Source organism: Brevundimonas sp. UBA5866, from assembly GCF_002432125.1.
Lineage (GTDB): Bacteria > Pseudomonadota > Alphaproteobacteria > Caulobacterales > Caulobacteraceae > Brevundimonas.
The window spans coordinates 1-21,192 of sequence record NZ_DJFS01000038.1 but is presented as its reverse complement, the minus strand read 5'-3'; the positions used below and the strand labels follow the sequence as shown (position 1 = coordinate 21,192).

The 21,192-nt window shown below is 56.4% G+C and carries 24 protein-coding genes, 1 tRNA gene and 1 riboswitch; of the genes, 20 read left to right on the top strand and 5 right to left on the bottom strand.

Going from position 1 to position 21,192, the window contains the following annotated elements; translation table 11 throughout:
- Window positions 1–45: 45 nt before the first annotated feature.
- From B3H86_RS04540 to B3H86_RS04530, 3 genes are all read left to right on the top strand, one after another.
- A complete protein-coding gene (locus B3H86_RS04540) occupies window positions 46–348 on the top strand; it encodes a sel1 repeat family protein (protein WP_292051440.1) in 303 nt (100 codons plus the stop codon).
- Window positions 349–434: 86 nt separating this feature from the next.
- Window positions 435–740, top strand: coding sequence for an ETC complex I subunit (locus B3H86_RS04535; RefSeq protein ID WP_292051439.1), 306 nt, complete (start codon window positions 435–437; stop codon window positions 738–740).
- 125 nt (window positions 741–865) lie between these two features.
- Window positions 866–942: transfer RNA gene (locus B3H86_RS04530), tRNA-Arg, on the top strand.
- A gap of 45 nt (window positions 943–987) precedes the next feature.
- Here B3H86_RS04530 and B3H86_RS04525 read toward each other — a convergent pair.
- Window positions 988–1,404, bottom strand: coding sequence for a hypothetical protein (locus B3H86_RS04525; protein WP_292051436.1), 417 nt, complete (start codon window positions 1,402–1,404; stop codon window positions 988–990).
- 301 nt (window positions 1,405–1,705) lie between these two features.
- On the opposite strand from B3H86_RS04525, the gene B3H86_RS04520 reads away from it, so the two are divergent.
- The 5 genes from B3H86_RS04520 (at window position 1,706) to B3H86_RS04500 (ending at window position 7,085) form a co-directional block, all read left to right on the top strand.
- Window positions 1,706–2,824: a site-specific integrase gene (locus B3H86_RS04520; protein ID WP_292051435.1), complete on the top strand. Its 1,119-nt coding sequence runs from the start codon at window positions 1,706–1,708 to the stop codon at window positions 2,822–2,824.
- Window positions 2,824–4,329: a site-specific integrase gene (locus tag B3H86_RS04515; protein ID WP_292051434.1), complete on the top strand. Its 1,506-nt coding sequence runs from the start codon at window positions 2,824–2,826 to the stop codon at window positions 4,327–4,329. Before B3H86_RS04520 ends, B3H86_RS04515 begins: the two co-directional genes overlap by 1 nt.
- Window positions 4,310–5,002, top strand: a complete 693-nt coding sequence (locus B3H86_RS04510) for a hypothetical protein (protein ID WP_292051433.1) — start codon at window positions 4,310–4,312, stop codon at window positions 5,000–5,002. The genes B3H86_RS04515 and B3H86_RS04510 overlap by 20 nt, the downstream gene beginning before the upstream one ends.
- A 423-nt stretch (window positions 5,003–5,425) precedes the next feature.
- Window positions 5,426–6,637 carry a hypothetical protein gene (locus B3H86_RS04505; protein ID WP_292051431.1) on the top strand — a complete coding sequence of 404 codons (1,212 nt, stop codon included), beginning with the start codon at window positions 5,426–5,428 and terminating at the stop codon, window positions 6,635–6,637.
- A complete protein-coding gene (locus tag B3H86_RS04500) occupies window positions 6,630–7,085 on the top strand; it encodes a hypothetical protein (protein WP_292051429.1) in 456 nt (151 codons plus the stop codon). The genes B3H86_RS04505 and B3H86_RS04500 overlap by 8 nt, the downstream gene beginning before the upstream one ends.
- Here B3H86_RS04500 and B3H86_RS04495 read toward each other — a convergent pair.
- On the bottom strand, window positions 7,082–7,306 hold the full coding sequence (locus tag B3H86_RS04495) for a helix-turn-helix domain-containing protein (RefSeq protein ID WP_292051427.1): 225 nt from the start codon (window positions 7,304–7,306) through the stop codon (window positions 7,082–7,084). The genes B3H86_RS04500 and B3H86_RS04495 overlap by 4 nt on opposite strands.
- Window positions 7,307–7,390: 84 nt before the next feature.
- Between B3H86_RS04495 and B3H86_RS04490 the strand changes: the two genes are divergently transcribed.
- Window positions 7,391–8,071 carry a hypothetical protein gene (locus B3H86_RS04490; RefSeq protein ID WP_292051425.1) on the top strand — a complete coding sequence of 227 codons (681 nt, stop codon included), beginning with the start codon at window positions 7,391–7,393 and terminating at the stop codon, window positions 8,069–8,071.
- Entirely contained in the window at window positions 8,068–8,379 is a 312-nt protein-coding gene (locus B3H86_RS13925) for a HigA family addiction module antitoxin (RefSeq protein WP_409450242.1), read from the top strand. Before B3H86_RS04490 ends, B3H86_RS13925 begins: the two co-directional genes overlap by 4 nt.
- Here B3H86_RS13925 and B3H86_RS04485 read toward each other — a convergent pair.
- Window positions 8,376–8,816, bottom strand: coding sequence for a hypothetical protein (locus tag B3H86_RS04485; protein ID WP_292051423.1), 441 nt, complete (start codon window positions 8,814–8,816; stop codon window positions 8,376–8,378). The genes B3H86_RS13925 and B3H86_RS04485 overlap by 4 nt on opposite strands.
- A 38-nt stretch (window positions 8,817–8,854) precedes the next feature.
- On the bottom strand, window positions 8,855–9,469 hold the full coding sequence (cobO, locus tag B3H86_RS04480; protein WP_292051421.1) for a cob(I)yrinic acid a,c-diamide adenosyltransferase: 615 nt from the start codon (window positions 9,467–9,469) through the stop codon (window positions 8,855–8,857).
- 90 nt (window positions 9,470–9,559) lie between these two features.
- Between cobO and B3H86_RS04475 the strand changes: the two genes are divergently transcribed.
- Window positions 9,560–9,973: a DUF1636 domain-containing protein gene (locus tag B3H86_RS04475; RefSeq protein ID WP_292051420.1), complete on the top strand. Its 414-nt coding sequence runs from the start codon at window positions 9,560–9,562 to the stop codon at window positions 9,971–9,973.
- A 3-nt stretch (window positions 9,974–9,976) separates the two neighbouring features.
- Here B3H86_RS04475 and cobU read toward each other — a convergent pair whose 3' ends face one another.
- Window positions 9,977–10,525, bottom strand: a complete 549-nt coding sequence (gene cobU, locus B3H86_RS04470; RefSeq protein ID WP_292051419.1) for a bifunctional adenosylcobinamide kinase/adenosylcobinamide-phosphate guanylyltransferase — start codon at window positions 10,523–10,525, stop codon at window positions 9,977–9,979.
- 9 nt (window positions 10,526–10,534) lie between these two features.
- A riboswitch (cobalamin riboswitch) is annotated at window positions 10,535–10,742 on the top strand.
- A gap of 139 nt (window positions 10,743–10,881) precedes the next feature.
- Between cobU and B3H86_RS04465 the strand changes: the two genes are divergently transcribed.
- The 9 genes from B3H86_RS04465 to cobS all read left to right on the top strand — a co-directional run bounded on the left by B3H86_RS04465 (window position 10,882) and on the right by cobS (window position 20,662).
- Window positions 10,882–12,825: a TonB-dependent receptor plug domain-containing protein gene (locus B3H86_RS04465; protein ID WP_292051418.1), complete on the top strand. Its 1,944-nt coding sequence runs from the start codon at window positions 10,882–10,884 to the stop codon at window positions 12,823–12,825.
- 153 nt (window positions 12,826–12,978) lie between these two features.
- Window positions 12,979–13,842 (top strand): aminotransferase class I/II-fold pyridoxal phosphate-dependent enzyme, encoded by an 864-nt coding sequence (locus tag B3H86_RS04460; RefSeq protein WP_292051417.1) that lies wholly within the window; start codon window positions 12,979–12,981, stop codon window positions 13,840–13,842.
- Window positions 13,839–14,690 (top strand): ABC transporter substrate-binding protein, encoded by an 852-nt coding sequence (locus B3H86_RS04455; RefSeq protein ID WP_292051416.1) that lies wholly within the window; start codon window positions 13,839–13,841, stop codon window positions 14,688–14,690. The genes B3H86_RS04460 and B3H86_RS04455 overlap by 4 nt, the downstream gene beginning before the upstream one ends.
- A complete protein-coding gene (locus B3H86_RS04450) occupies window positions 14,687–15,679 on the top strand; it encodes a FecCD family ABC transporter permease (protein WP_292051414.1) in 993 nt (330 codons plus the stop codon). The genes B3H86_RS04455 and B3H86_RS04450 overlap by 4 nt, the downstream gene beginning before the upstream one ends.
- Entirely contained in the window at window positions 15,676–16,449 is a 774-nt protein-coding gene (locus tag B3H86_RS04445; RefSeq protein ID WP_292051413.1) for an ABC transporter ATP-binding protein, read from the top strand. The genes B3H86_RS04450 and B3H86_RS04445 overlap by 4 nt, the downstream gene beginning before the upstream one ends.
- Window positions 16,442–17,401, top strand: coding sequence for an adenosylcobinamide-phosphate synthase CbiB (gene cbiB, locus B3H86_RS04440; RefSeq protein WP_292051412.1), 960 nt, complete (start codon window positions 16,442–16,444; stop codon window positions 17,399–17,401). The genes B3H86_RS04445 and cbiB overlap by 8 nt, the downstream gene beginning before the upstream one ends.
- Window positions 17,389–18,864, top strand: coding sequence for a cobyric acid synthase (locus tag B3H86_RS04435; RefSeq protein WP_292051411.1), 1,476 nt, complete (start codon window positions 17,389–17,391; stop codon window positions 18,862–18,864). Before cbiB ends, B3H86_RS04435 begins: the two co-directional genes overlap by 13 nt.
- On the top strand, window positions 18,861–19,898 hold the full coding sequence (gene cobT / locus B3H86_RS04430; RefSeq protein ID WP_292051410.1) for a nicotinate-nucleotide--dimethylbenzimidazole phosphoribosyltransferase: 1,038 nt from the start codon (window positions 18,861–18,863) through the stop codon (window positions 19,896–19,898). The genes B3H86_RS04435 and cobT overlap by 4 nt, the downstream gene beginning before the upstream one ends.
- A complete protein-coding gene (cobS, locus tag B3H86_RS04425) occupies window positions 19,898–20,662 on the top strand; it encodes an adenosylcobinamide-GDP ribazoletransferase (RefSeq protein ID WP_292051409.1) in 765 nt (254 codons plus the stop codon). The genes cobT and cobS overlap by 1 nt, the downstream gene beginning before the upstream one ends.
- Window positions 20,663–21,192: the final 530 nt, after the last annotated feature.

The window sequence follows — 21,192 nt, the reverse complement described above, 5'->3', positions numbered from 1 at the left end:
TCCATCAGGGAAGGGGCAGAATGCCCCCAAATGGAGGATGTTGTGATGATTGGTGTTCAAGGCGCGGCCGCTGATCACAATGGCGACCACCTGCCGCTGCCGACCCCCGATATGGACGGCGAGGCATTGTTCAGACTGGGTCTGGCCTATTCATCCGGTCAGGATGGATGTCCGTTGGACCGCGTATCCGCCCACATGATCTTCAATCTGGCCGCCATGAAAGGCTCGCTTGAAGCACGCGAGTACCGCAAGGAAATGAGTGCGGAAATGTGCAGCGAGGAGCTGGCAGAGGCCCAGCGTGCGGCACGTCGCTGGATTGATGGCGGAACGGCACACGTAGCGGCCTGATTGCACGGTAAAGCTTCAGCTATGGCTGGACCCGACGGGCAGGGGGCGCTATGGACCCTCACGACTGTTTGTTGAGGATTCCGCCCATGCTCGCCCGCATCTATCGCCCGGCCAAGACCGCTATGCAGTCCGGCAAGGCCAAGTCGCGCGACTGGCGTCTTGAGTTTGAGCCGGCGTCGGCCCGTTTCAATGACCCGCTGATGGGCTGGAGCGGCACGACCGACATGAACGGCCAAGTGCGCCTGACCTTTGAAACCAAGGAAGACGCTGTGGCCTATGCCGAGCGTTACGGCATTCCGTTCCGCCTGCACGAGCCGAACGAAGCGCCGACCATCATCAAGGCTTATGCCGATAATTTCGCGACCGACCGTAAGGTCTCGTGGACGCATTAAGCGACCATAGATAGCGAAACACAGGGCCGTTCCTATTGGGGGCGGCCTTTTGTGTATCTACAGACCTCTGACATCTTGTCGAAAAGCGCGAACCCCCTTACCAGTTCGCCCGCTCACCACCCAACGCGCCCTTAGCTCAACCGGATAGAGCACCCGCCTTCTAAGCGGACGGTTGCAGGTTCGAGTCCTGCAGGGCGCGCCAGGGTTTTAGCCGGATTGGGGCAGGGCGTTCAGGCCACCTCCGAATCTAGCTGTAAGTGCGCCTTATTGCTTCGAGGGCTGCCTCGTTACAGGCTTCGTATTCATTGTTACCGTATAGAGATTTTCCCTCGGTACATGCGCTGGCAAGCGCGCGGTACAGGCATTGCTCCAGTTGGGAATTGATATCTTGTGCGGCATTCACGTCTTCAATGTGCGCACTACCTAGAAACCAAACGAAGCCTGTGTTGCCTTCATAGGCACCGTAGCTGTTCTTGCCGTTCACCTGACCGCAGACACCACCTTCAACGACCTTGATGTCAGAAAACAGAGCGCTGGTCGGATCCTTCAGCTTGGCAGCCACGGCTGCTTTAGCCTTGGCGACGGTGTTGCTATCCGTACCGGGAATAAACTGACACCCAGTCAGGCCAGCTGCGAGAAGCAGCGGCAAGATGAATCTAAACACTGAAATACAATACTCCAAATCGACCGAGCAGGCCCTCGGCAGGCGTAAAACCGCTCTGAATCTCCAACAGAACGGTCAAGCTTCATTATCGACAAATCATTCGCGAATCCACGTCCCGCGACGGCATTTGGGGGGGGCTGGGCAGGCGTTCGCGTCACCGTTTTCTGGGCTTCAGCTACAAGCGAGGGTATGGCTCAAAACCATCTGTGTAAGCCTTGGGCCGTTTATCGCCTAAGGAATATTATGCGAAGCGAGCATAACCATTCCCGACAATCAGCTGCCACTTACCGGTCCTGTAGTTTTGAACCAGCTTGGCTTGCCAGCGTACTGCGGCACGATTTGGGTTGATTTCTTTAAGGCGAACTTGGCGGTCTCAACTCGTGAAAAATATGCCAACGCCGTGAATGCCTTATATCAACATGCCTCAACGATGCGGCCGCAAATCGATGTAGACTCTGCACTCACAGAACCCGATCTGGTCGCAATGGACACGCTGTTGTCCTCGTTCCTACTGTCGCGTCAGCATGCGGAAAATGATCGCACCTGGCCGCTAGTATCCGATTTCGTCTTTGGGTTTCTAAGAGAGATCACCGGTTCTGAAGCACTTTCATTGCAGCGTAAGCTCCAATTTATGGCCGCCCGTTATAGCCAGCTGCGGCCACGTCGCCGAATAAAACCGCCCCATATTCGCTGCGTTCCGTACGAGGTGCTGGAAGACCTCTTTTCACTGGTCCATCCGGAAAGTTCCAAGAATCCATTTCGAACTAACGAAATCCGTTGGCGGAACTACATGATTTTCATGTTGTTTCTGCAACTTGGTCTGAGAAAAAGTGAACTCCTGATACTCAATGTCGGCTCATTTCGATCGCAATTTGACGTCGAAGTGGGAGAAAATCGCTTTTGGCTTGATATTGCCGCTAGTCATTCGACGGTTGACCCCCGCGCTAAGGCCGCTCGCCTGAAAAATAGTTTGGCGACTAGGCAAGTTCCTCTGACAGCTTCTCTCGTCGGAGGTTTGGAGACCTATCTGACGAGCTTCCGGGGCGACCCTCCCCATGAGTTTATGCTCACGTCTGCGGAAGGAAGTCCGCTCTCTGCGAGCTCCCTGGATTATGTGTTCGAGATTCTAAATAGAACCCTTAGCGCTCCGTCGAGGGATATTCAGGCGAGCCGGCGGATAGATAAAATCACGCCTCACTCATTACGCCATACTGCCGCTGTGCTTCGGCTGCAGCGCTTTGTCGATGGTGGGATGGAACTGGAAGAAGCCGTTCACAGGCTGCGGCCCTTCTTCGGATGGTCCAGATCGTCGGAGATGCCCTACCATTATGCACGCGCATACTTTGATCCAATGCACGCCGCTGTCTGGGAGGAAACATTCAATGACAGCTTGGCCACGCTGAGGAGGATCAAGTCGTAATGGGTAATCAGCTTGATCTTTGGGATGAAAACCGCCCCACAACTTCAATACTTAGTCCTCCGCCCCTCCCCTCGCTGGTTCGATATTATGATCAATTTGCACAGAAGGATCGTGTGATACGAGATATTTCATCCTGTGTTTGGGCGGTTCACCATTCGGGCTCAATCGTAAATCTTGATTTCCGAAAGGCAGGAACTATCTCAGACCCCGTTGTTATGAGGGTGGTGCTTGAATATATTCAAAGTGATCAGATCGCTACGGGATTAAAGTATTATAGTTCTTTTAATAACATCGACTTTGGCGATTTCGTTCACTTTAAGCGCTTGTGTGAAGATTTGTCCCCCTCTGAATTTATGGGGCGATGGTCATTAGAAATTCTAGATAAATTTCCTCAGCGCCATATTCAATCGCTTCGGCAAATTCTTCACTGGATGGCTAAGTGGAGTATTGCTCATTGGCGACCATCAGACAGAGACTTAATTAGAAGACTACCGGGGTTTTCGTCTAGTAAATATAAATCTGTTTCGGATGGTTTCGCGTTCATCTCTTTAGCGGATAGGTCTAAAATTGTCAGATACATAAATAAATATACGGCATTAATGACCAATGATACTGAAATATTCGATCCGAACTTCCTAAGAGATCTATGTTTGCTCGCTATTGCGTTTCAGTTCGGCCTTCGGCCTCTGCAAATGGCCATGCTGACGTTAAATGATGTACGCATTTTTGATAAAAACACAGTTCATATATCCGTCACGCTTATAAAGCAGCGGCACGAGAAAACTGGTCGCATTGTTCGACGAAAAATTCAGGCGAGTTGGTGTCCAATCTTTCTTAAGTATCAAAGCGTGCGCAATTATACCTCAGATAAGTTCCTTGGGTTGAATCCGCAGGCGTGCTCAAGGAAGCTTTCGGCGCTCACCAGATCGATTACCGGAGTCGCTTACTCGCCTAATCATTTTAGGCACACTAGCGCCCAAAGGTTGGTAGATCATGGAGCTTCTCGTGAAGTGGTCTCTGATTTCCTAGGCCACACAGACACCACGGCAGCGAACGTTTACTTCGAAGCTTCGCCCACACAGAACGATCTAGTGAACGCTGCGCTGGGCAATTCAGCTGTGTATCAAGCAGTTTCATCGGCCCAGCGTGGCGATATGATTTCAGCCGCCAATCTGCTTAGATTGGCACCTGATCAGCAGGTCGTTGGTATGCCTCATGGCATACCCATAAGTGGTATTGGCGCTTGCCATGCGGGTCAATCGACGTGCACACGCAACCCTGTTCTTGCCTGCTACACCTGCCACAAGTTTTTGCCAGTTAATGACGCTGCAATTCACCGGGGCGTCCGCGAGAGCTTAGAGGCCGTGGTTAAGTCTTTCGATCAGCCGCAACGCGTCGACCGTGTCTCGCCGGCAATGATGCAGTTACGCACCACCCTAGAGAGTGTGTCAGCAATCATCGAGGCTGCGGAAGTGGGAGGAAGCGATGAGCAGCCCGTATTCTAGCTTTGTCTCCACTGCTAAAATTCGAGCAGAACAAAACAATATTAATTGGAATCCTCAATACGATCCCACTAGCGGAAAAATTTGCAAGGATGAGTGGTGGGACCTATCAGCCATAGCCGGAAAAATAGAGCGGCCACGCAAAATAATTTCGAGCTTCGGTGTGAACGCATCCGCTAGAGATGCAATATTGGCTGTCACTGGGAATGAAGCCCCGTTTATTATGTCGCCTCACTGGATTGAGCTATTTAAAGCGATAGCCATTCACGACATTCTCATTAAGGGCCGCACGCCAGGAAACTTTGCGGTCAATGTTGGAGAAAGCTTTAGAGTACTCGCAGGCTGCGCCAATGCGGTAAAGCCAGAGGATATTACGCACGATATAGTGAGGAACGCTTATAACGCTGCATTGCTAATGTCCGCATCTGGTAAGCGAGGCAGTACTCTGCAAGCCACCATTTCAACCTGGTTCGACAGCACCGGGATCGCGAATTCGCGCCCCTTAAAACAAGCTTGTGTCGCCCGCGTTGAGCAAAATGAAATCGCGCAACGCGTTAAACAGGTCAATTTTGCAGCAAAGAGGCAAGTAGACAGTAAACGTCCGAGATCCCTAAGAACCGATTTAACTCAGAAGCATTTTGAAGATAAATTGCCGAATGATGAAGATCTATTTTAGCTTCTTAGGATAGCATATACAGCCAATCCGGAAACCGTTTCTGACGTTGTTCGTTTATAAGCTGCTAAAATTCTTATTTGTACTGGCCTGAGAGTTGGGGAAATAGTCTCCCTGCCCGCCGCCTGTCTGACACAGGGCGATTTTGAGCGCCCCTTGATTGGAAAATATGGTCCTAATAGACCCGATTTTCTTCTACATCATTTTGCTGAAAAGCAAGGGCAAGATGCCCGTCGCTTCGAATTTATAGAGAAAGTTCAACACGTCCCTGCGCTTCTCTCATCTTCCATCACTGGGAGCATTGCTCGAGCGCGATCCATAACAGATCCACTCAGAGTAACCGTAAAACGGCAAAGGCAATCGGGACGCCTATTCCCCGATTTCCAAGCTGATGATCTTCTCACGTGGACCGACGCCTACACGCGTATGACGGGCATGATCCGAATTTCGGTTGAAGACGTACCCGATGCCCTCAAACGAAAATATCGACAGAACTACGACAACCGCGTTCTCAATGAAATTAGAGCACATCAAAGTCACGCCTTAAAGGCCTCAGGTGCAAGCTCGCGAGTGAATGACTATTTTCGTCGCGCTCAGTCAAATACGAAACAGTCGCTTTATCTTCGCGAGGCAGATGGAAGGCCTATAGAGCTGCAGCCTAGCGAGCGCGTGTCGAAGCGGAACTTATTTGTACTTGCTGGGGATATGGAGAAATTCGTACGCACGACTATGCCCACGAAGCTACCAGACCTCCGATTAGGTAAGTCAACTTCAGGCACATTTGGTTTGAAGGACCGGTTATTTCTGTTCCCTGGTAGAGCAAGAGCCGAGGCTGCCCACGACGCGATCATCGACTTAGAACGCTACTTCAGTGTCCAATCTATGTCGACACAAGACCTTGAGATGCAGCTATCGGGTGATGGTGAAGGTGGTCGTTTATTCCGTCGGTACGGAGAGACTGATCGATTCAAGCAGATTTCGATTAACCCTCACTCCCTGCGTCACCTCCAAAATACAGAGCTTTTCCGGCAGGGTGTGGCCGATACGATAATTACTAAACGTTTTAATCGCAGATCTACCGCGCAAAGCTACGTCTACGACCATCGCACCCTTGCGGAGCATTTGGACGAAATGGAGCCGCAGACGTTGAAAGCTGCAGCCAAACTAGGAGAGCACGCACGCAGAGCGTTTGACCTCATTAGAGGTCAGAAAATTCAGGGTCCTGTTGTCAAAGCTTTTATACGCATCCAGCAAGAATCTGGTGATGAGGCAGCATTTGATTACCTCAACGCCGAAGCTGGAGCTTTGCATTTTACGCCATACGGCTTTTGTCTGAACAGCTTTGCAGCAAGCCCATGCGTTAAACATCTCGAGTGCTTTAATTCTTGTAATCATTTGGCTCGCACCGACTCTCCTGAAGAGCAAAGGAACCTTGAGACACTCAAGGACCGATATGAGTTGCACATTGGTCGCCTAAAGGCGCGCCCGAGCCCTGCGCCAAATTTCGGTGCTCAACTAGCTCATGCCGAGGAAAGGTTGGCCGGAATTCGGGCTGCGCTAGCCGAAGTGCCTGGAGCCAAGGTGTTCCCTCAGGGGAGCGATCTTCATGTTAGTATCGGAGATGTCCGCAATGGATGACATTCAACTCGTTGACGAGATCGTCGAACAGATGATCCAGTCGGATACCACCATCACATTCCGACAGGTGTCTGAGCGATCTGATGGACGGTTCCCTCACGCCACATCTCTGACAAGACGTGAGCACTTGCGTGAACGAGTTGAGAAGGCTGTTGAACGACAAAAGGCTGTGCGAGCGGTTGCTCTCAAGTTCTCTAAAAGCTCCCCTGCCCGTTCTGCTGCCCGTATAGCCGCTTTAGAAGCGGAGGTGGCGAGTCTTAGGGATCAGGTGCAACTGCTCACATCCAGTCACCGTGCTGCAATTTTGGCTATAGGTAGGATCGGCGGCATGAAAGCTTGGCGTGAACACTTTCCGGCCTATAGCGAAGCCGTCAACAGGCTCGCCGAAATGGAAGCGTTACCACAGGCCGAAGTGCAATCGCTCGCCCCTCGTAAACCGAGCATCTAGCGTCGGAGCAAGTCGGCCGGCTCCACCTTCAACGCAAGTGCGATCCGGTCGATATTGTCGATAGATACGTTGCGTTCAGATCGCTCGATAGAGCCGATGTAGGTGCGGTGTAATCCGGCCTCACTGGCAAGATCTTCTTGGCTCCACCCACGTTCGAGGCGGTGGCTGCGGACGTGTGCTGCAAACACTTTCCGTAGTTCATTTTTGAAGACCTGACCCATAAGGGCATGGTCGAAATTTGATGACTTTACGTCGACAGACGATAAGTAGCATCTTGCCGTTATGTCTCATCAGGCGAGTTGCAAATGACCGGTGCTTCGGAAAGCCACCACATAGTCCTATCGGCGGAAGCGATTGCTTACGTTCAAAGCCGTAAGGCTGAAGCGTGGAGGAGAGATCCCGCTGATGCGTGCAGGTTGGTTGTAAAGGACCGCCTTATCGATCTTCTTGCGCTACCAAACGGAGCGATCTGGAAGGCTGTGCCATCTATCGGAAAATCAATACCGATTTGTCTGGAGCGCCAAGACGCCGATTATCTGGACTCGTTCTCCGTAGCGCTTGGGCAGAATGTGAGTGTTCTGTTGCAAAACTTGGTGGAAGGCGGACCTTTCGACCCAACGCCAGCCAACAAGACGGGTTACCTCAGGAACGAGCACAAACGTGGCCGGATCTACGGATTTTACATGGAGGTTCCTGGTTACCAGTACAGCTTCTTGCGTACGATTGGAGACACAAGCCTTACGGGTCGCGACGTGTTGGATGAAGCCATCGTGGCACTCGCAGAAAAGCTCATATTGAATGGTGAGATAAGGGGCGTCCATCCCCCAGTCACGACCATGCAGTTCGCAGAGCGCTTGATTAAATTCAACGGACTTATGGCAGCTCCTTATGCCAACCGTCCGGTGAACAAGGCGGCAATTTCGACAGCGAAAAGGCCATCTCGAACAAAGAAAGTTGGAGGAACAAAGGCGGTGTCCACATCATGAAACAGCATCGAGCCGACCCGATACCGTGGGATGGCGACTATTCACGCTTTTCAAGACCTCTTGCTCACCCAGGCGAGCATCTCCGCTTGGATTACCTTCCCGAGTTTAAGCTGGATGCCCAAGCCCTGTCCCGCGCATTGGGTCTTTCAGACGATTCTTTGGTCCAAATGCTTTTGAACGAGCAGTTATCCGTTTCGCTCGATCTGGCTTCAAAGCTTGGTGTAGTGTTTGGCACTTCGACGGAGTACTGGCTGAACCTACAGGCTAGCCACGATCAGTCGGTAGTAGCCCTGAAGCATAGGCCTTAAACAGCCCGCCAATCTTCAACCTGATCCGAGCTAATCGCGACGATATCTCGAGGACGGTATAGGTCAGATTTTACGGATCCTGAGCGGCCGATCTCTTCTTTACCGGCTGATACCAGCCGGCCAGATTTCGTCCATCGTATGCGTTCGAGATTGGAGATGCCCAACACCTCGCATACCTCAGCGGAAGTAAGGCTACGGTTGTTAATTTTGGTAAGTGCCTTCGCTAGCTTATAGTCCGCGCTAACGACGTTTTCTGCTGTGACGGTTACGCGATAGGCGTCGTCGGATTGGGTTTGTGTAGCCCTACGTGACATTCGCTTACACAAGGCAGCCACCTCGGCTATGCGCATCCGCAGCAGCAGACTGCGCTCTATGGCAGCCGAAATATCCAGTTCGTATCCAAGTCCGACGTTCTTGAGCCTGATGAGGGCGGACATCTCGTCGGCCTCGATTGTCTCGATCTGTTGAGACGGCATTAGAACTCGATCCCGGCCTGGGCTTTTACCCCGGCTCTGAACGGGTGTTTGACCAGACCCATCTCGGTGACCAGATCAGCGGCTTCGATCAGACGTTCATGGGCGTTTCGGCCAGTGATGATCACGTGAGTGTCGTCAGGCTTTTGGGCCAAGGCCTCCAGAACCTCGTCTACGGGAAGGTAATCATATCGGATAGCGATGTTGAGTTCGTCGCATATCACCATCTTCCAATCGGGATCCATGATGCGAGCCTTGCAGGCCTCCCAAGCTTCACGAACCTTCTCAATGTCACGTTGACGATCCTGAGTGTCCCAGGTGAAGCCTTCACCCATTGGGCGCATTTCCACGAGGTCCGGGAATGCATCGAAAATTGCCTGCTCACCGGTGTCCATTGCGCCTTTAATGAACTGGATGATCGACACCTTCATGCTGTGACCCATCATGCGCAGTGCCATGCCCATTGCAGCAGTGCTCTTACCCTTCCCTGCACCGGTATGGACAATTACCAAGCCTTTTTCGACTGTCTTGGTGCTTAAAATTCTGGCCTTAACTTCCTGAATTTTCGCCATTTTATTTTTATGTCGAAGCTGGCTGTTGTCGATCTCTGTAGTCATGTGCCTATCCTGATCACGACCCGAAAGAGAATCGGAAACGCGGATTTGGGGTGCTGTTGTGCTGCGCCCCATGCCTCAGGATTGTATGTGATGTCGATATTGCGCGCCTCAAATGGCGGCACTTCAATCGTTGTTTGTTCGACGTGTAAGTTCAAAGCTGATGAGCCGTTGAATGCCTCTGGCGAGCGTGGTGGTGCCGCTCTTTTTCGTCATGTGAAGGATGCGATGGACGCGCTTGAGACGGCTTCGATCAGCGTCGAACCCATGGCCTGTCTGTTCGCTTGCTCCCAGCACTGCACGATCCATTTGAGAGCGCCCGGCAAGGTCGGCTATGTCCTCGCCAACTTCGAACCCACACCTGAATCGGCGCAAGCCTTGGCGGAGTTTGCGCAACACTATGATCAAAGCCTTGAGGGCGTTGTGCCTTATAAAAACTGGCCGGAAGGCGTGAAAGGCCATTTCCTCGTGCGTATTCCGCCAGAAGGCATGATCACCGTCGATTGAGTCTTAGGGGCGCATGAGGTCCAGCTTCATACCCGCCACGATCAGAACCGAATGCTTGCCGCTCTCTGCCAAGGCTTGGTTCAAGCGACCAGCTTCGTCGCGGAACCGTCTGGCCAGCGCATTGTCCGGCACAATCCCCCAACCGACCTCATTGCTGACCACCCAGATTTCTGCGCGCGTGATCGTCAGGGCGGCGAGGAGTTCGCGAGTCTGTTGAGCAATGTCCTTCTCGGCCAGCATCACGTTGGTCAGCCAGAGCGTCACGCAGTCGATGACCGCCACATCGCCCTCCTCCAAGGTTTCGATAGCCTGAGGTAGATCAAGCGGTGCCTCGATTGTTTCCCACTCATCGCCGCGCTCTTCGCGATGTTTGGCGACCCGTTCCGCCATCTCGTCGTCGTAGATCTGTGCCGTCACAATGGCGATGGGTTTGGTGCATGCTGCTGTCGCTGCAGCCTCGGCGGCACGCTGGGCATATCGGCTCTTTCCTGAGCGAGCGCCGCCAAGCACCAGAGTGTACGACATCAAAAATCTCCGGTTGACCTGAGCCATGGACAGTCCTACTGCCGAATTGCGTCAGGTTCCCCTTAACGGGGATTAAAAGGGAACGGAGTTCAAAACTCCGGCTGTTCCCGCAACTGTAAGCGGCTAGCCCGCACGTCATATGCCACTGGAGACTGACTTGGCTACGGCCAGATGTTTCTGGGAAGGCGACGTGCATCGGCGTTGATCCGCAAGCCAGGAGACCTACCTGCCGCCGTCGTTCTCCACGCGGCCGGGAAGAGCCAAGTGGTCGAGGTAACTCGTGTGACGACATCGTTTTCAACCGCGTTCAGCGGGCGATTGCGCGTGTCTTGAAACACAGGCGTGGTCTGTCTCGCTGTGCGCATCCATGTGGGGATGTCACATTGAACAGGCTTCTTTTCCCGGCTGCGGGCCTTGCCGTTCTTCTTTCTTCGCCGGCGCTGGCCGCCGAACTCGACCAACAGGCTGCAGCGCCGACTGCGGCTACCGTCGCGACGACCGTTGACGACGTCATCGTCACGGCCAACCGTTCGGCCCAGTCGATCGACAAGGTAGGGGCTTCAATCACGGTACTGACCAAGGCTGCGCTGGAGTCCGCACAAGCGACGGCTGTTCCGGATATGTTGGCCCGTACCCCGGGCGTCAGCTTCACCCGCAACGGCGGCGTCGGTACCTCGACGACCGTCAACATCCGCGGCGCTGAGGGTCACCACACTGTCGTCCTGATCGACGGCGTGAAGATGAACGACCCCTCCTCCACCCAAGGCGGTGCCAACTTCAGCAACCTGCTGGTAGGCGACGCGGGCCGTATCGAAATCCTGCGCGGTGCCCAGTCGACCCTGTGGGGCAGCCAAGCCATCGGCGGCGTGGTGAACATCATCACCGCCGAGCCAACGCAGGCCTTCGAAGGTGGCCTGAGTGCCGAAGCGGGATCGCGCGGCACCCAGTATTTCCGTGGCGGCATCGGCGGTGCCAATGAGCGCCTCAGCTGGCGTCTGGCGGCCAACCGTTACCAGACGGATGGCTTCTCGGCCTATGCCACGGGCACCGAGGACGACGGCTATGAGAACAACAGCGTCTCGAGCCGCCTGAACCTCAAGCTGACCGACAATGCCTCGTTGGACCTTCGTGCGGTCTATTCCGACGGCACCAATGACTTTGATGCCTACAATGGCGACAGCCGCGAGTTCGGTAATACCGAAGAGCTGGTTACCTATGCGGGTCTGAACTTCGATCTGCTGGATGGTCGCCTGCGTAACCGCATCGGCTATGCCTACACCGACACCCAGCGCAACAACACCAACCCAGCCCGCACCATCGAAACCTCGACTTTCGAGGCCAAGGGCGAGAACACACGCTGGGATTATCAAGGCAGCTTCGCCTTCACCTCGGACCTCAGTGCGACCTTTGGTGTTGAGTCAGAGCGCGCCGAAATGCGGACCCGTTCGCCGTCGAACAGCACGACCAAGCCTGCGTTCGGCACTGGCCGCGCCGATCTTGACAGCGTCTATGTCCAGTTCCAGTGGGCCGCCCTGCCCTCGCTGAACCTGACGGCTGGCGTGCGCTATGACGACCACGCCCAGTACGGCGACAATGCCCTTGGCCAAGTCGCAGCCGCTTGGAACCTAAATGAAGGCAACACTGTCCTGCGCGCTAGCTGGGGCCAAGGCTTCCGCGCTCCTGGCCTTTATGAGCTGTACAGCGAATACGGCAACCTGACGCTTCAGCCGGAAGAGTTCGACGCCTGGGAAGTGAGCATCCAGCAAAAGCTGCTGGATAAGGCGACTGTAGCGGTCACCTACTTCAACCGCGAGGCGGATAACGAGATCCGCTACAATGGTTGCTCCAGCACCGCTGATCCTCTGTGCGTCGTCAATGGCGCTATGCGCTGGGGCTATTACGCCAACGTCCAGAAGACTGAGGCTCAAGGCATCGAAGCCAGCGGCGTCTATGACGTTACGCCTGCCTTCAAGGTCACTGCCAACTACACCTGGACCGATGCTACCAGCGCATCGGGTGCCAACAAGGGCAAGCAACTGACGCGCCGCCCAGAGCACATGGCAAACCTCTCGGCGGACTATGCGTTCGCTAGCGGTCTGAAGACGGGTCTTGCGGTTCGCTATTCGGGCGAGACCTTCACCAACGACGCCAACACCGGCACGCTGGATGAATACACCCTCGTAGACCTGCGCGTTTCGTATCCGATCGACGACCATCTGGAAGTCTATGGCCGTATCGAGAACCTGTTCGACGAGCAATACCAGATCGTCCAGAACTACGGCACGGCTGACCGCGGCGTGTTCGGCGGCGTCCGCATCCGGTTCTGATGCGTCATGCTTTCCGTGCGCCCGCATAAAGAGGCGATACGGCATGGAGGCGGCCTTCGGGCCGCCTCTTACGCCCATCCCGAGGTGACCGAACCTTGGCTTGATCTGTCTACGGGCATCAATCCGGTGCCCTATCCGGCTCGACCCGCCAGTATGGCTGAACGTGGCCGATTGCCGGACCCATTGGAACTTGCCGCGTTAGAGGACACCGCTGCACGGTATTTTCACGCAAAGCCCGAAAGGGTCGCAGCCGCTGCCGGAGCCGAGACGGTTATTCGGCTTCTACCCGTACTTTTGGGTAGGGTCACAGTCGATATTGTCGGCCCGACCTACGGGGCCCATGCCGAGGCATGGCAAGCCGCCTTTCTCGCTCCCATGACGATAGGCCAGCACCAAGCGGAAGGCTCGGGGGCGGATGTTCTGGTGATCGTCAACCCTAACAACCCCGATGGATACACTTACACAAAGGCTGAGCTGACGCGCATTCTACGTAAGCGAGAAGCCAAAGGCCGCTGGCTGGTTATCGACGAGTCATTCGGCGAATGCGCGCCGGAAAACACCATGACGGATGTGGTATCGGACCGGCTCATTGTCCTTCGATCGTTCGGCAAATTCTTCGGTCTGGCAGGTGTCAGGCTGGGTTTTGCGATTGCCTCACCGAGCTTCAAAGCTTCGTTTAGGGCTCTTACGGGCGATTGGCCCGTCTGTGCGGATGCCATCGCCATGGGCAGGCAGGCCTATGCCGATATAGCTTGGAGCGAAACGACCCTCGCATTGCTGCAAGGGCAAGCGGCACGGCTGGATGAAGTCCTGACCAGTGCTGGCTTCGAGGTCAAAGGTGGCACCTGTCTGTTCAGGTTGGCCCGACACGACAGAGCCCATGACTGGTTCTGGCATTTATGCCGGCGCGGTATCCTGACGCGACCATTCGATCATACACCGAACGTGTTGCGCTTTGGTCTGCCCCACCCCGAAGATTTCCTGCGTGTCCAGCGTGCTTTGGAGGCAGGGCTATGACTGTTAGCCGACGCGGTATGCTCGTTGCTGGCATGGCCAGCATAGCCTGGCCTGCGTCGGCTACGGTCACGGCGCCGCGCCGCATTGTGTCACTTAACCCCTGCTTGGACGCCATTCTGGTTCGGCTGGCCCCTAGGCATCAGATTGCTGCCATCAGCCATTATTCGCGCATTCGGCAGCAATCGAACATCTATCCGCTCGCCCAGACCCTGCCGATCACACACGAAACGGCAGAAGAGATCGTGTCACTTCGCCCCGATCTGGTGCTGAGCAGTCAGCACAGCTCACGCGCCACGCGAAACGCCTTGGCGCGTCTGGGGATACCTGTCGAGTTGTTTGGCGTCCCTCAGACCATTGAGGAAAGTCTCGAGCAGGTCGATCGCATTGGCGCACTATCGGGTCATGCAGAGCGCGCCTCTGCTCTGAGAAGCGAAATCAACCGCCACATCGAGCTTAGTCGGGTTGGTCCCAATGCGCGGCGGCTGAAAGCCGTCGTGTTCCAACCCAACGGCTTCGCTGCAGGCCAAGGCACCCTGATGTCCGAGATGATGGAGATCGCAGGCTTTGACAATGTCGCCGGTCGCTATGGTGTCGGGAAATGGGGAAATCTGGCTCTGGAACAGATCATCTCCAATCCGCCCGAAGTCCTTTTGAGCGGAGTCGGATCACAGGGCGCGAGGTCGTGGGCGGAACGGATCATGCTCCACCCCGCCCTGCGATCGATCTCGCACAGGATGGTGCAGACGGAATTCCCCGAAAAACTGCTCTACTGCGGCGGGCCCGTACTGATCGACACCGCAGCCGCACTTGTCCGCGCCCGACAGCAGGCGCTGGAGGCCCTTCAATGAAGTCAGCGTCTATCCATCCTGCCGTGCTCTGCGGTGGGCTCTTTGCCTTGGTGGCCCTGCTCTGTTTGGGCAGCCTTTGCGCCGGCAAGGTGTGGGTTCCTCTGCATGAATGGTTCGCCAGTCCCGGCGACCCGTCATGGGCCATCTTGGTGGAGCTGCGGCTCCCTCGCACCATCCTGGCCATCATGGTTGGTGCCGTGCTGGGCTTGGGCGGTGCCGCCATGCAGGGCTATACGCGAAATCCGCTTGCCGACCCCGGTATGCTGGGTGTCTCAAGCATGGCTGCGCTGGGGGCGGTCACGACTTTCTATATGGGCAGCTTTGGTGGTCAGCCGTGGGTGCTGCCGATGATGGCCATGGCGGGGGCTGCCCTTGGCGTGGCTGTACTGCTGGCGCTCGCTGGCTCAACGAGCAGCATCGTGACCTTCATTCTGGCCGGTGTGGTAATACAGACCGTGGCGGGCGCTGGCGTAGCTCTCGCACTCAACCTCGCACCCAATCCGTGGGCCGTGAACGAGATCATCAATTGGCTCATGGGCTCCTTGGCGGATCGCAGCCTTGATGATCTGAAGATTGCGGCACCCGGCATGATCCTCGGGCTGATCCTGCTCTCGCCACAGGGACGCGCTCTTGATGCTCTGACGCTCGGCGAGGCCGGTGCCAAGGGGCTGGGGGTCAACCTCGGCGCTACGCGGCTTGCCCTCGTCGTTGGGGCTGCACTCGCCATTGGATCAGCCGTGGCCGTCACAGGCGTCATCGGCTTTGTTGGACTGATTACCCCGCACCTGCTGCGTCCTTTTGTGAAGTCCAAACCCGGCGCGCTGCTTATCCCGTCTGCGATCGGCGGTGCGGCGCTCACTCTGGCCGCCGATATTCTCGTCAGACTGACGCCTGCTCCTAACGAAGTGAAGCTGGGCGTGGCAATGGCGGCATTGGGTGGCCCCTTCTTCCTCGCTCTCCTCATCTCCATGCGCCGGAAAATCGTATGAGCCAGATCCAGACGTTAGACCTCTCTGTCACTTTCGGTTCGCGGCTGGTGCTTGAACAAATCAGTCTCTCGCTTCAGCGCGGACAGGTCACCGCCATCATTGGTCCGAATGGTGCGGGTAAATCCACCCTGCTCGATTGTTTGGCCGGACTACGTCGCCCCGATCTGGGCAAGGTCCACCTCGATGCCACGCCCCTACTGGACCTGAAGCCACAAGAGCGTGCCAAACGCATCGCCTACCTTCCCCAATATTCGGAACTGGCTTGGGAGATTGATGGCGAAACCCTCGTGGGCTTGGGCCGCACGCCTCACTGCGGACCGTGGGGACGGACGGTTAAGGATGCCGCTGCTGTCCGTGACGCGTTGGTACGCACCTCTACATCAGAGTTTGCCAACCGCCCCGTTTCCACCCTGTCAGGCGGCGAGCGGGCGCGGCTTCTGTTGGCAAGAGCCTTGGCGACAGATCCCCAATGGTTGCTTGCCGACGAGCCTTTGGCGGGGCTTGATCCGGGTCACTGCCTCGACGTCGTAGCCCTGTTCCGAGAGCTTGCTCATAAGGACGGGCGTGGCGTCATCCTGACGCTGCACGATCTCACTCTAGCTCTAAAGGCCGCGGATCGGGTCATTCTGCTGAGTGATGCAAAGGTGCTGGCCGACGACGTGCCTAGCAAGGTCTTGGCTTCCGAGTTCCTTGAACAGGCTTACGGGATCAGCACTGCTTTATTGAAGAGCAACAATGGCTACGTGCTGGAGACCCTGGCTCGTGCATGACCTCCCTTGGCTTTGGTTGGTAGCAGGTGCGCTCTGGCTGGAGTTCTTCATCCGCTGGCCCGGCCGAATACCGCATCCGGTTGTTGCACTGGGCGCTTTGATCGGGGCGCTGGATCGGCGCTGGAACCTAAATCCAGTGCCTGAACGCACCAAGCGATGGCGCGGGGTATTGGCCTTGCTGGTTGTGGCAGTTTCAGCTGCTGTGGTCGGGCTTGTTGTCAAGTGCGGGCTAACGGCATGGCTGCCCGACATCGCGCCCTACCTATGCGCCCTTCTTGGAATATTTGGTCTGGCTGCGGGCAGTCTGCATCAGCACTTCGTCGCCATTCAGCACCCGCTCTCGGAAAACGATTTGGAAGCTGCCAAGCACGCCGTGTCCATGATTGTTGGCCGCGATACCGCGACCATGAACGCCTCAGACATCTCGGCTGCAGCTTTGGAAAGTCTGGCTGAAAGCTTCAACGATGGCGTCGTTGCCCCCGTGTTCTGGTTCGCCATCGGGGGTCTGCCCGGACTGTTTGCCTATAAGGCCATCAACACAGCGGACAGCATGATCGGCCACATGGAGCCTAGATGGCGCGCCTTCGGCTGGGCCGCGGCGAAAACCGATGACATCGCCAACTGGATACCGGCCCGTATCGCTGGCCTGTTGATCGTAATGGCGTGTGCCGCCCGAGGAACTGCGTCACAGGCCCTGCGTGTCATGCTGAAAGACGCCGCCAAACACGCATCTCCAAATGCGGGCTGGCCAGAGGCCGCCATGGCCGGAGCCTTGGGAGTTCGACTGGGTGGAGCAGTCCATTACGACGGCGTCCTTTGCGAGCGCCCGAGCTTTGGTGATGGACCGGCTCCTACGGCAATGGACGTGAAAAACGGCGCGGTCATCTACCTTCTCGCCCTCGGCTTGCTCACCATCATCTTGGTCCTCGCAGGTGCTCTATGGCGGCTCTGATGATCCAGGGCTGCGGATCGGATGTCGGCAAGTCCGTGCTGGTGGCGGGGCTATGCCGCGCCTTCACCAATCGCGGCCTTACGGTGCGCCCGTTTAAGCCGCAAAATATGTCGAACAATGCCGCTGTTACCCATCCGGATGAAAACGGACTGACAGGCGAAATCGGGCGGGCGCAGGCTCTTCAGGCCATCGCGTGCCGGACCCCTCCGACAGTTCATATGAACCCTGTCCTTCTCAAACCCCAAAGCGACACCGGCGCTCAACTGGTGGTCAGAGGTCAGGTCGAGGGGCACTGGAAGGCTCACGGATACCAGCAGCGAAAAGCTGCCTTGCTGGATGTCGTATTGGAAAGTTTCGAGTGCCTGCGCTCAGAATCCGACCTCGTCATCGTAGAAGGCGCGGGCAGCCCCGCCGAGATCAATCTGCGCGAAGGTGACATCGCCAATATGGGGTTTGCCCGTGCGGCCAACGTCCCTGTTGTCCTCGTAGGCGACATTGACCGTGGCCATGTCATCGCCGCTCTCGCCGGCGCAAAGTTGGTCCTTGATCCTAACGACGCGGCCATGATCCAAGGCTTCATCATCAATAAGTTCCGCGGCGATCCGTGCTTATTTGATCGTGGTCGCGAGCAAATCGCGGAACTGACCGGATGGCACGATCTGGGCATGGTGCCATGGCTCACTGAGGCTTGCCGACTGCCCGCCGAAGACGCGGTTGTTCTACAAACACCCTCGGCAACTCAACCTGAGGGACAGGTCCGCATCGCTGTCCCTATGTTGTCGCGCATCGCTAACTTCGATGACTTCGATCCCGTGGTAGCCGATCCGCATTTTGACCTGCAGTTTATACCGCCGGGGCAAACCATTCCTGCAGATAGCGACTGGATCATTCTGCCAGGCACTAAGGCGACCATTGCGGACACGGCGTTCCTCAAGCAGCAGGGTTGGGACATCGACATCCTTTCCCACGTCCGCCGCAACAAGCGAGTGCTTGGCATCTGCGGGGGCTATCAGTTGCTGGGCCGTCACATCCATGATCGGCACGGCTTAGAAGGCGAAATTGGCTCGTGTCGCGGCTTGGGCTTGCTCGACGTCGAGACCACACTGCATCCCTCGAAAACGCTGAAACAGGTCAAAGGCCAGATCACCGCCTGTGGCTCAGACTTCACGGGCTATGAAATCCACGTAGGCCAGACGTTCGGTGCCGACACAGAGAGGCCCGTCGCCCTGATTGATGGCAAACCTCACGGTGCAACATCGCTTAACGGCCTTGTCCACGGGCTCTACATTCACGGCGTGTTCGATAGCTCCAAAGCCCGCGCAGGCATACTGGGCCTAACTCGGACAATACCCCCCGCTCCTGACCATACCGCCGTGGTTGATGCCGCACTCGACGCCATAGCCGCCACGCTCGAACAACACCTCGACCTCGATCATCTGTACCAACTGGCTTGCCGTAAATGACGATCTCACACCTACTCGACTTCCCTGCCCTCTCTCAGTCAATCAGGCCAGAGATCGATGCCTGCCTTGATGGAAAGGCCAAGCCACCGAAGTCTCTAGGACGGCTGGAAGAGCTAGCGGTGCGCATCGGGCTGATGCAGCAATGCAGCCGACCCAAAATCAACGATCCAGCACTCATCGTCTTCGCAGGCGACCACGGCCTCACCCGTTCGGGAGTGGCCGCATTTCCCGCCAGTGTGACGGTCTCAATGGTGGACGGCCTTCTGGCAGGACGAGCTTCCGCCAACGCCATTGCCAAGGTGGTGGGCGCTAGCGTCCATGTGGTCGATGCAGGTGTCGCAGCTGACCTGACAGACCGTGAAGGCCTGATACATCGCAAGGTGGGTTTAGGCACCCATGACGCATCATTGGATCCCGCCATGTCGCTCCAACAGGCGCAGCTGGCACTGAATTATGGCGCTCAAGTCGCTGGCGAGTACATTGAAAAAGGAGCCGACATCATCGCCTTGGGCGAGATGGGCATCGGCAACAGTTCCTCGGCAGCGCTGCTCGTTCATCGCCTGACGTGCGAAGAGCTAGACCGATGCATCGGCCCGGGCGCTGGTCATACATCCGAAGGCTTAGCCACCAAGCGAGCCGTACTCGCAAAGGCAGCCGATCGCAGTAATGCATCGGCCCCAATAGACGTTCTAGTCGAATACGGCGGTTTCGAGATTGGCCAGATGGCGGGCGCTATTCTTGAATGCGCCAAGCGCCGAGTGCCGGTACTTATTGATGGCTTCATCTGTTCGTCAGCGGCTCTTCTAGCGATCCGATTGGCACCTCAAGCGCAGGACTTCTGCATCTTCACCCACACCTCTGCGGAGCCTGGCTACAAGGCTATCACTGACGCGCTCAGCGTACGGCCATTACTGGATCTAGATATGCGCCTTGGTGAAGGCACAGGTGCCCTGCTCGCTGTACCGATCATCAAGAGCGCGTGCGCCATCACAACCGACGTCGCCACCCTTGCCGAAGTGTTGGGTGCCGTCTGATGGTCGCTAAAGAGATCAAGCTGTTCATCTGCGCGGTCCAGTTTTTGACCCGCGTACCGACTTCCCAGCTGGACGATTTTCAACCCGAGTGGTTACAGCAGAGTGCTCGCTATTATCCTGCTGTGGGGCTTCTGGTCGGCGGCTTTTCAGGTGGGGTGTTGTGGCTGGCCAGCCTGCTTTGGAGCCAGTGGATTGCTGCCGTGCTGGCTGTGGCTGCGGGCATGGCGTTGACAGGCTGTTTCCATGAGGATGGATTGGCCGATACCGCCGACGGTATCGGCGGTGGACAGACACGAAGCCGCCGCCTCGAAATCATGAAGGACAGTCGCCTCGGCACCTATGGCGCGTCCGTTCTCTTCATGAACCTCGCATTGCGTATCCTTTGCGTTGGGATGCTCGCTACGATCAGCCCGCTGCTCGGATTGTTCTGCCTGTTGGCGGCTAACGCCATGGGGCGCTCGATCGCAGTTTTGGCCATGGCCGCTATGCCTTACGGCGGCGATCCGGGCATGGCCAAGGAGGGCAAGCCTGACAGGACGACGGCATGGAATGTGGCCATCGCTATATCTATTGGAGCGTTCGCTTTGCTCCCCTTCTCGCCTTTTCAGGCGGCAATAGGCGTGGCCGTGGGCATCGCCGTGGCCGCTATTCCAGCTTGTGTCGCTTGGCGTCTGTTAGGCGGCCGTACCGGTGACGTCCTGGGTGCCATCGAGCAAGCCTTCGAGATCGGGTTCCTATTGGCGATGGCTGCCATTCTGTCATGAGCATAATCGTCTGCCCCCTACATGACGTAGAGGCGATCGCTCGCGCCCGCCGCCCTAGCCATATTCTCAGCCTGATCTCTCCGTCGGCCGAGTCCACGGGGTTTCAGCGCCTAGCCCCGTATCATCTGGAACTGCGCTTCAACGACATAGCCGAACCCCGCCAGGGTCTGATTGAACCCTCACCAGACAACATCAAATCCATCATAGAGTTTGGCCGAAGTTCTCGGGCACAAGGCCCCCTGCTCATCCACTGTTGGGCAGGCGTCAGCCGCTCCCCAGCCGCCGCCTTTATCATCGCCTTTGATCGAGCCAGACCTTCGCCGGCACAACTGGCCGCACGCCTGCGATCGTAGCGCCCTATTGCACGCCAAACCCAAGAATGATCGCCCTCGCGGACGAGGCACTAGGCGCGCATGGCGACCTCTCCAGAGCGATAACAGAGATTGGAAGGGGGAAAGAAACCTACTGGGGCTCCGCCTTCGATATCAGTAAGCTAGAGTAATGTCTGCCTAGGCTCAGGACCCATTGAA

Coding starts and splice junctions, on each gene's coding strand:
- B3H86_RS04540 (WP_292051440.1), top strand. CDS start 46: ATGATTGGTGTTCAAGGCGCGGCCGCTGATCACAATGGCGACCACCTG.
- B3H86_RS04535 (WP_292051439.1), top strand. CDS start 435: ATGCTCGCCCGCATCTATCGCCCGGCCAAGACCGCTATGCAGTCCGGC.
- B3H86_RS04515 (WP_292051434.1), top strand. CDS start 2,824: ATGGGTAATCAGCTTGATCTTTGGGATGAAAACCGCCCCACAACTTCA.
- B3H86_RS04510 (WP_292051433.1), top strand. CDS start 4,310: ATGAGCAGCCCGTATTCTAGCTTTGTCTCCACTGCTAAAATTCGAGCA.
- B3H86_RS04505 (WP_292051431.1), top strand. CDS start 5,426: ATGACGGGCATGATCCGAATTTCGGTTGAAGACGTACCCGATGCCCTC.
- B3H86_RS04500 (WP_292051429.1), top strand. CDS start 6,630: ATGGATGACATTCAACTCGTTGACGAGATCGTCGAACAGATGATCCAG.
- B3H86_RS04495 (WP_292051427.1), bottom strand. CDS start 7,306: ATGGGTCAGGTCTTCAAAAATGAACTACGGAAAGTGTTTGCAGCACAC.
- B3H86_RS04490 (WP_292051425.1), top strand. CDS start 7,391: ATGACCGGTGCTTCGGAAAGCCACCACATAGTCCTATCGGCGGAAGCG.
- B3H86_RS13925 (WP_409450242.1), top strand. CDS start 8,068: ATGAAACAGCATCGAGCCGACCCGATACCGTGGGATGGCGACTATTCA.
- B3H86_RS04485 (WP_292051423.1), bottom strand. CDS start 8,816: ATGTCCGCCCTCATCAGGCTCAAGAACGTCGGACTTGGATACGAACTG.
- cobO (WP_292051421.1), bottom strand. CDS start 9,469: ATGACTACAGAGATCGACAACAGCCAGCTTCGACATAAAAATAAAATG.
- B3H86_RS04475 (WP_292051420.1), top strand. CDS start 9,560: ATGTCGATATTGCGCGCCTCAAATGGCGGCACTTCAATCGTTGTTTGT.
- cobU (WP_292051419.1), bottom strand. CDS start 10,525: ATGGCTCAGGTCAACCGGAGATTTTTGATGTCGTACACTCTGGTGCTT.
- B3H86_RS04460 (WP_292051417.1), top strand. CDS start 12,979: ATGGCTGAACGTGGCCGATTGCCGGACCCATTGGAACTTGCCGCGTTA.
- B3H86_RS04455 (WP_292051416.1), top strand. CDS start 13,839: ATGACTGTTAGCCGACGCGGTATGCTCGTTGCTGGCATGGCCAGCATA.
- B3H86_RS04450 (WP_292051414.1), top strand. CDS start 14,687: ATGAAGTCAGCGTCTATCCATCCTGCCGTGCTCTGCGGTGGGCTCTTT.
- B3H86_RS04445 (WP_292051413.1), top strand. CDS start 15,676: ATGAGCCAGATCCAGACGTTAGACCTCTCTGTCACTTTCGGTTCGCGG.
- B3H86_RS04435 (WP_292051411.1), top strand. CDS start 17,389: ATGGCGGCTCTGATGATCCAGGGCTGCGGATCGGATGTCGGCAAGTCC.
- cobT (WP_292051410.1), top strand. CDS start 18,861: ATGACGATCTCACACCTACTCGACTTCCCTGCCCTCTCTCAGTCAATC.
- cobS (WP_292051409.1), top strand. CDS start 19,898: ATGGTCGCTAAAGAGATCAAGCTGTTCATCTGCGCGGTCCAGTTTTTG.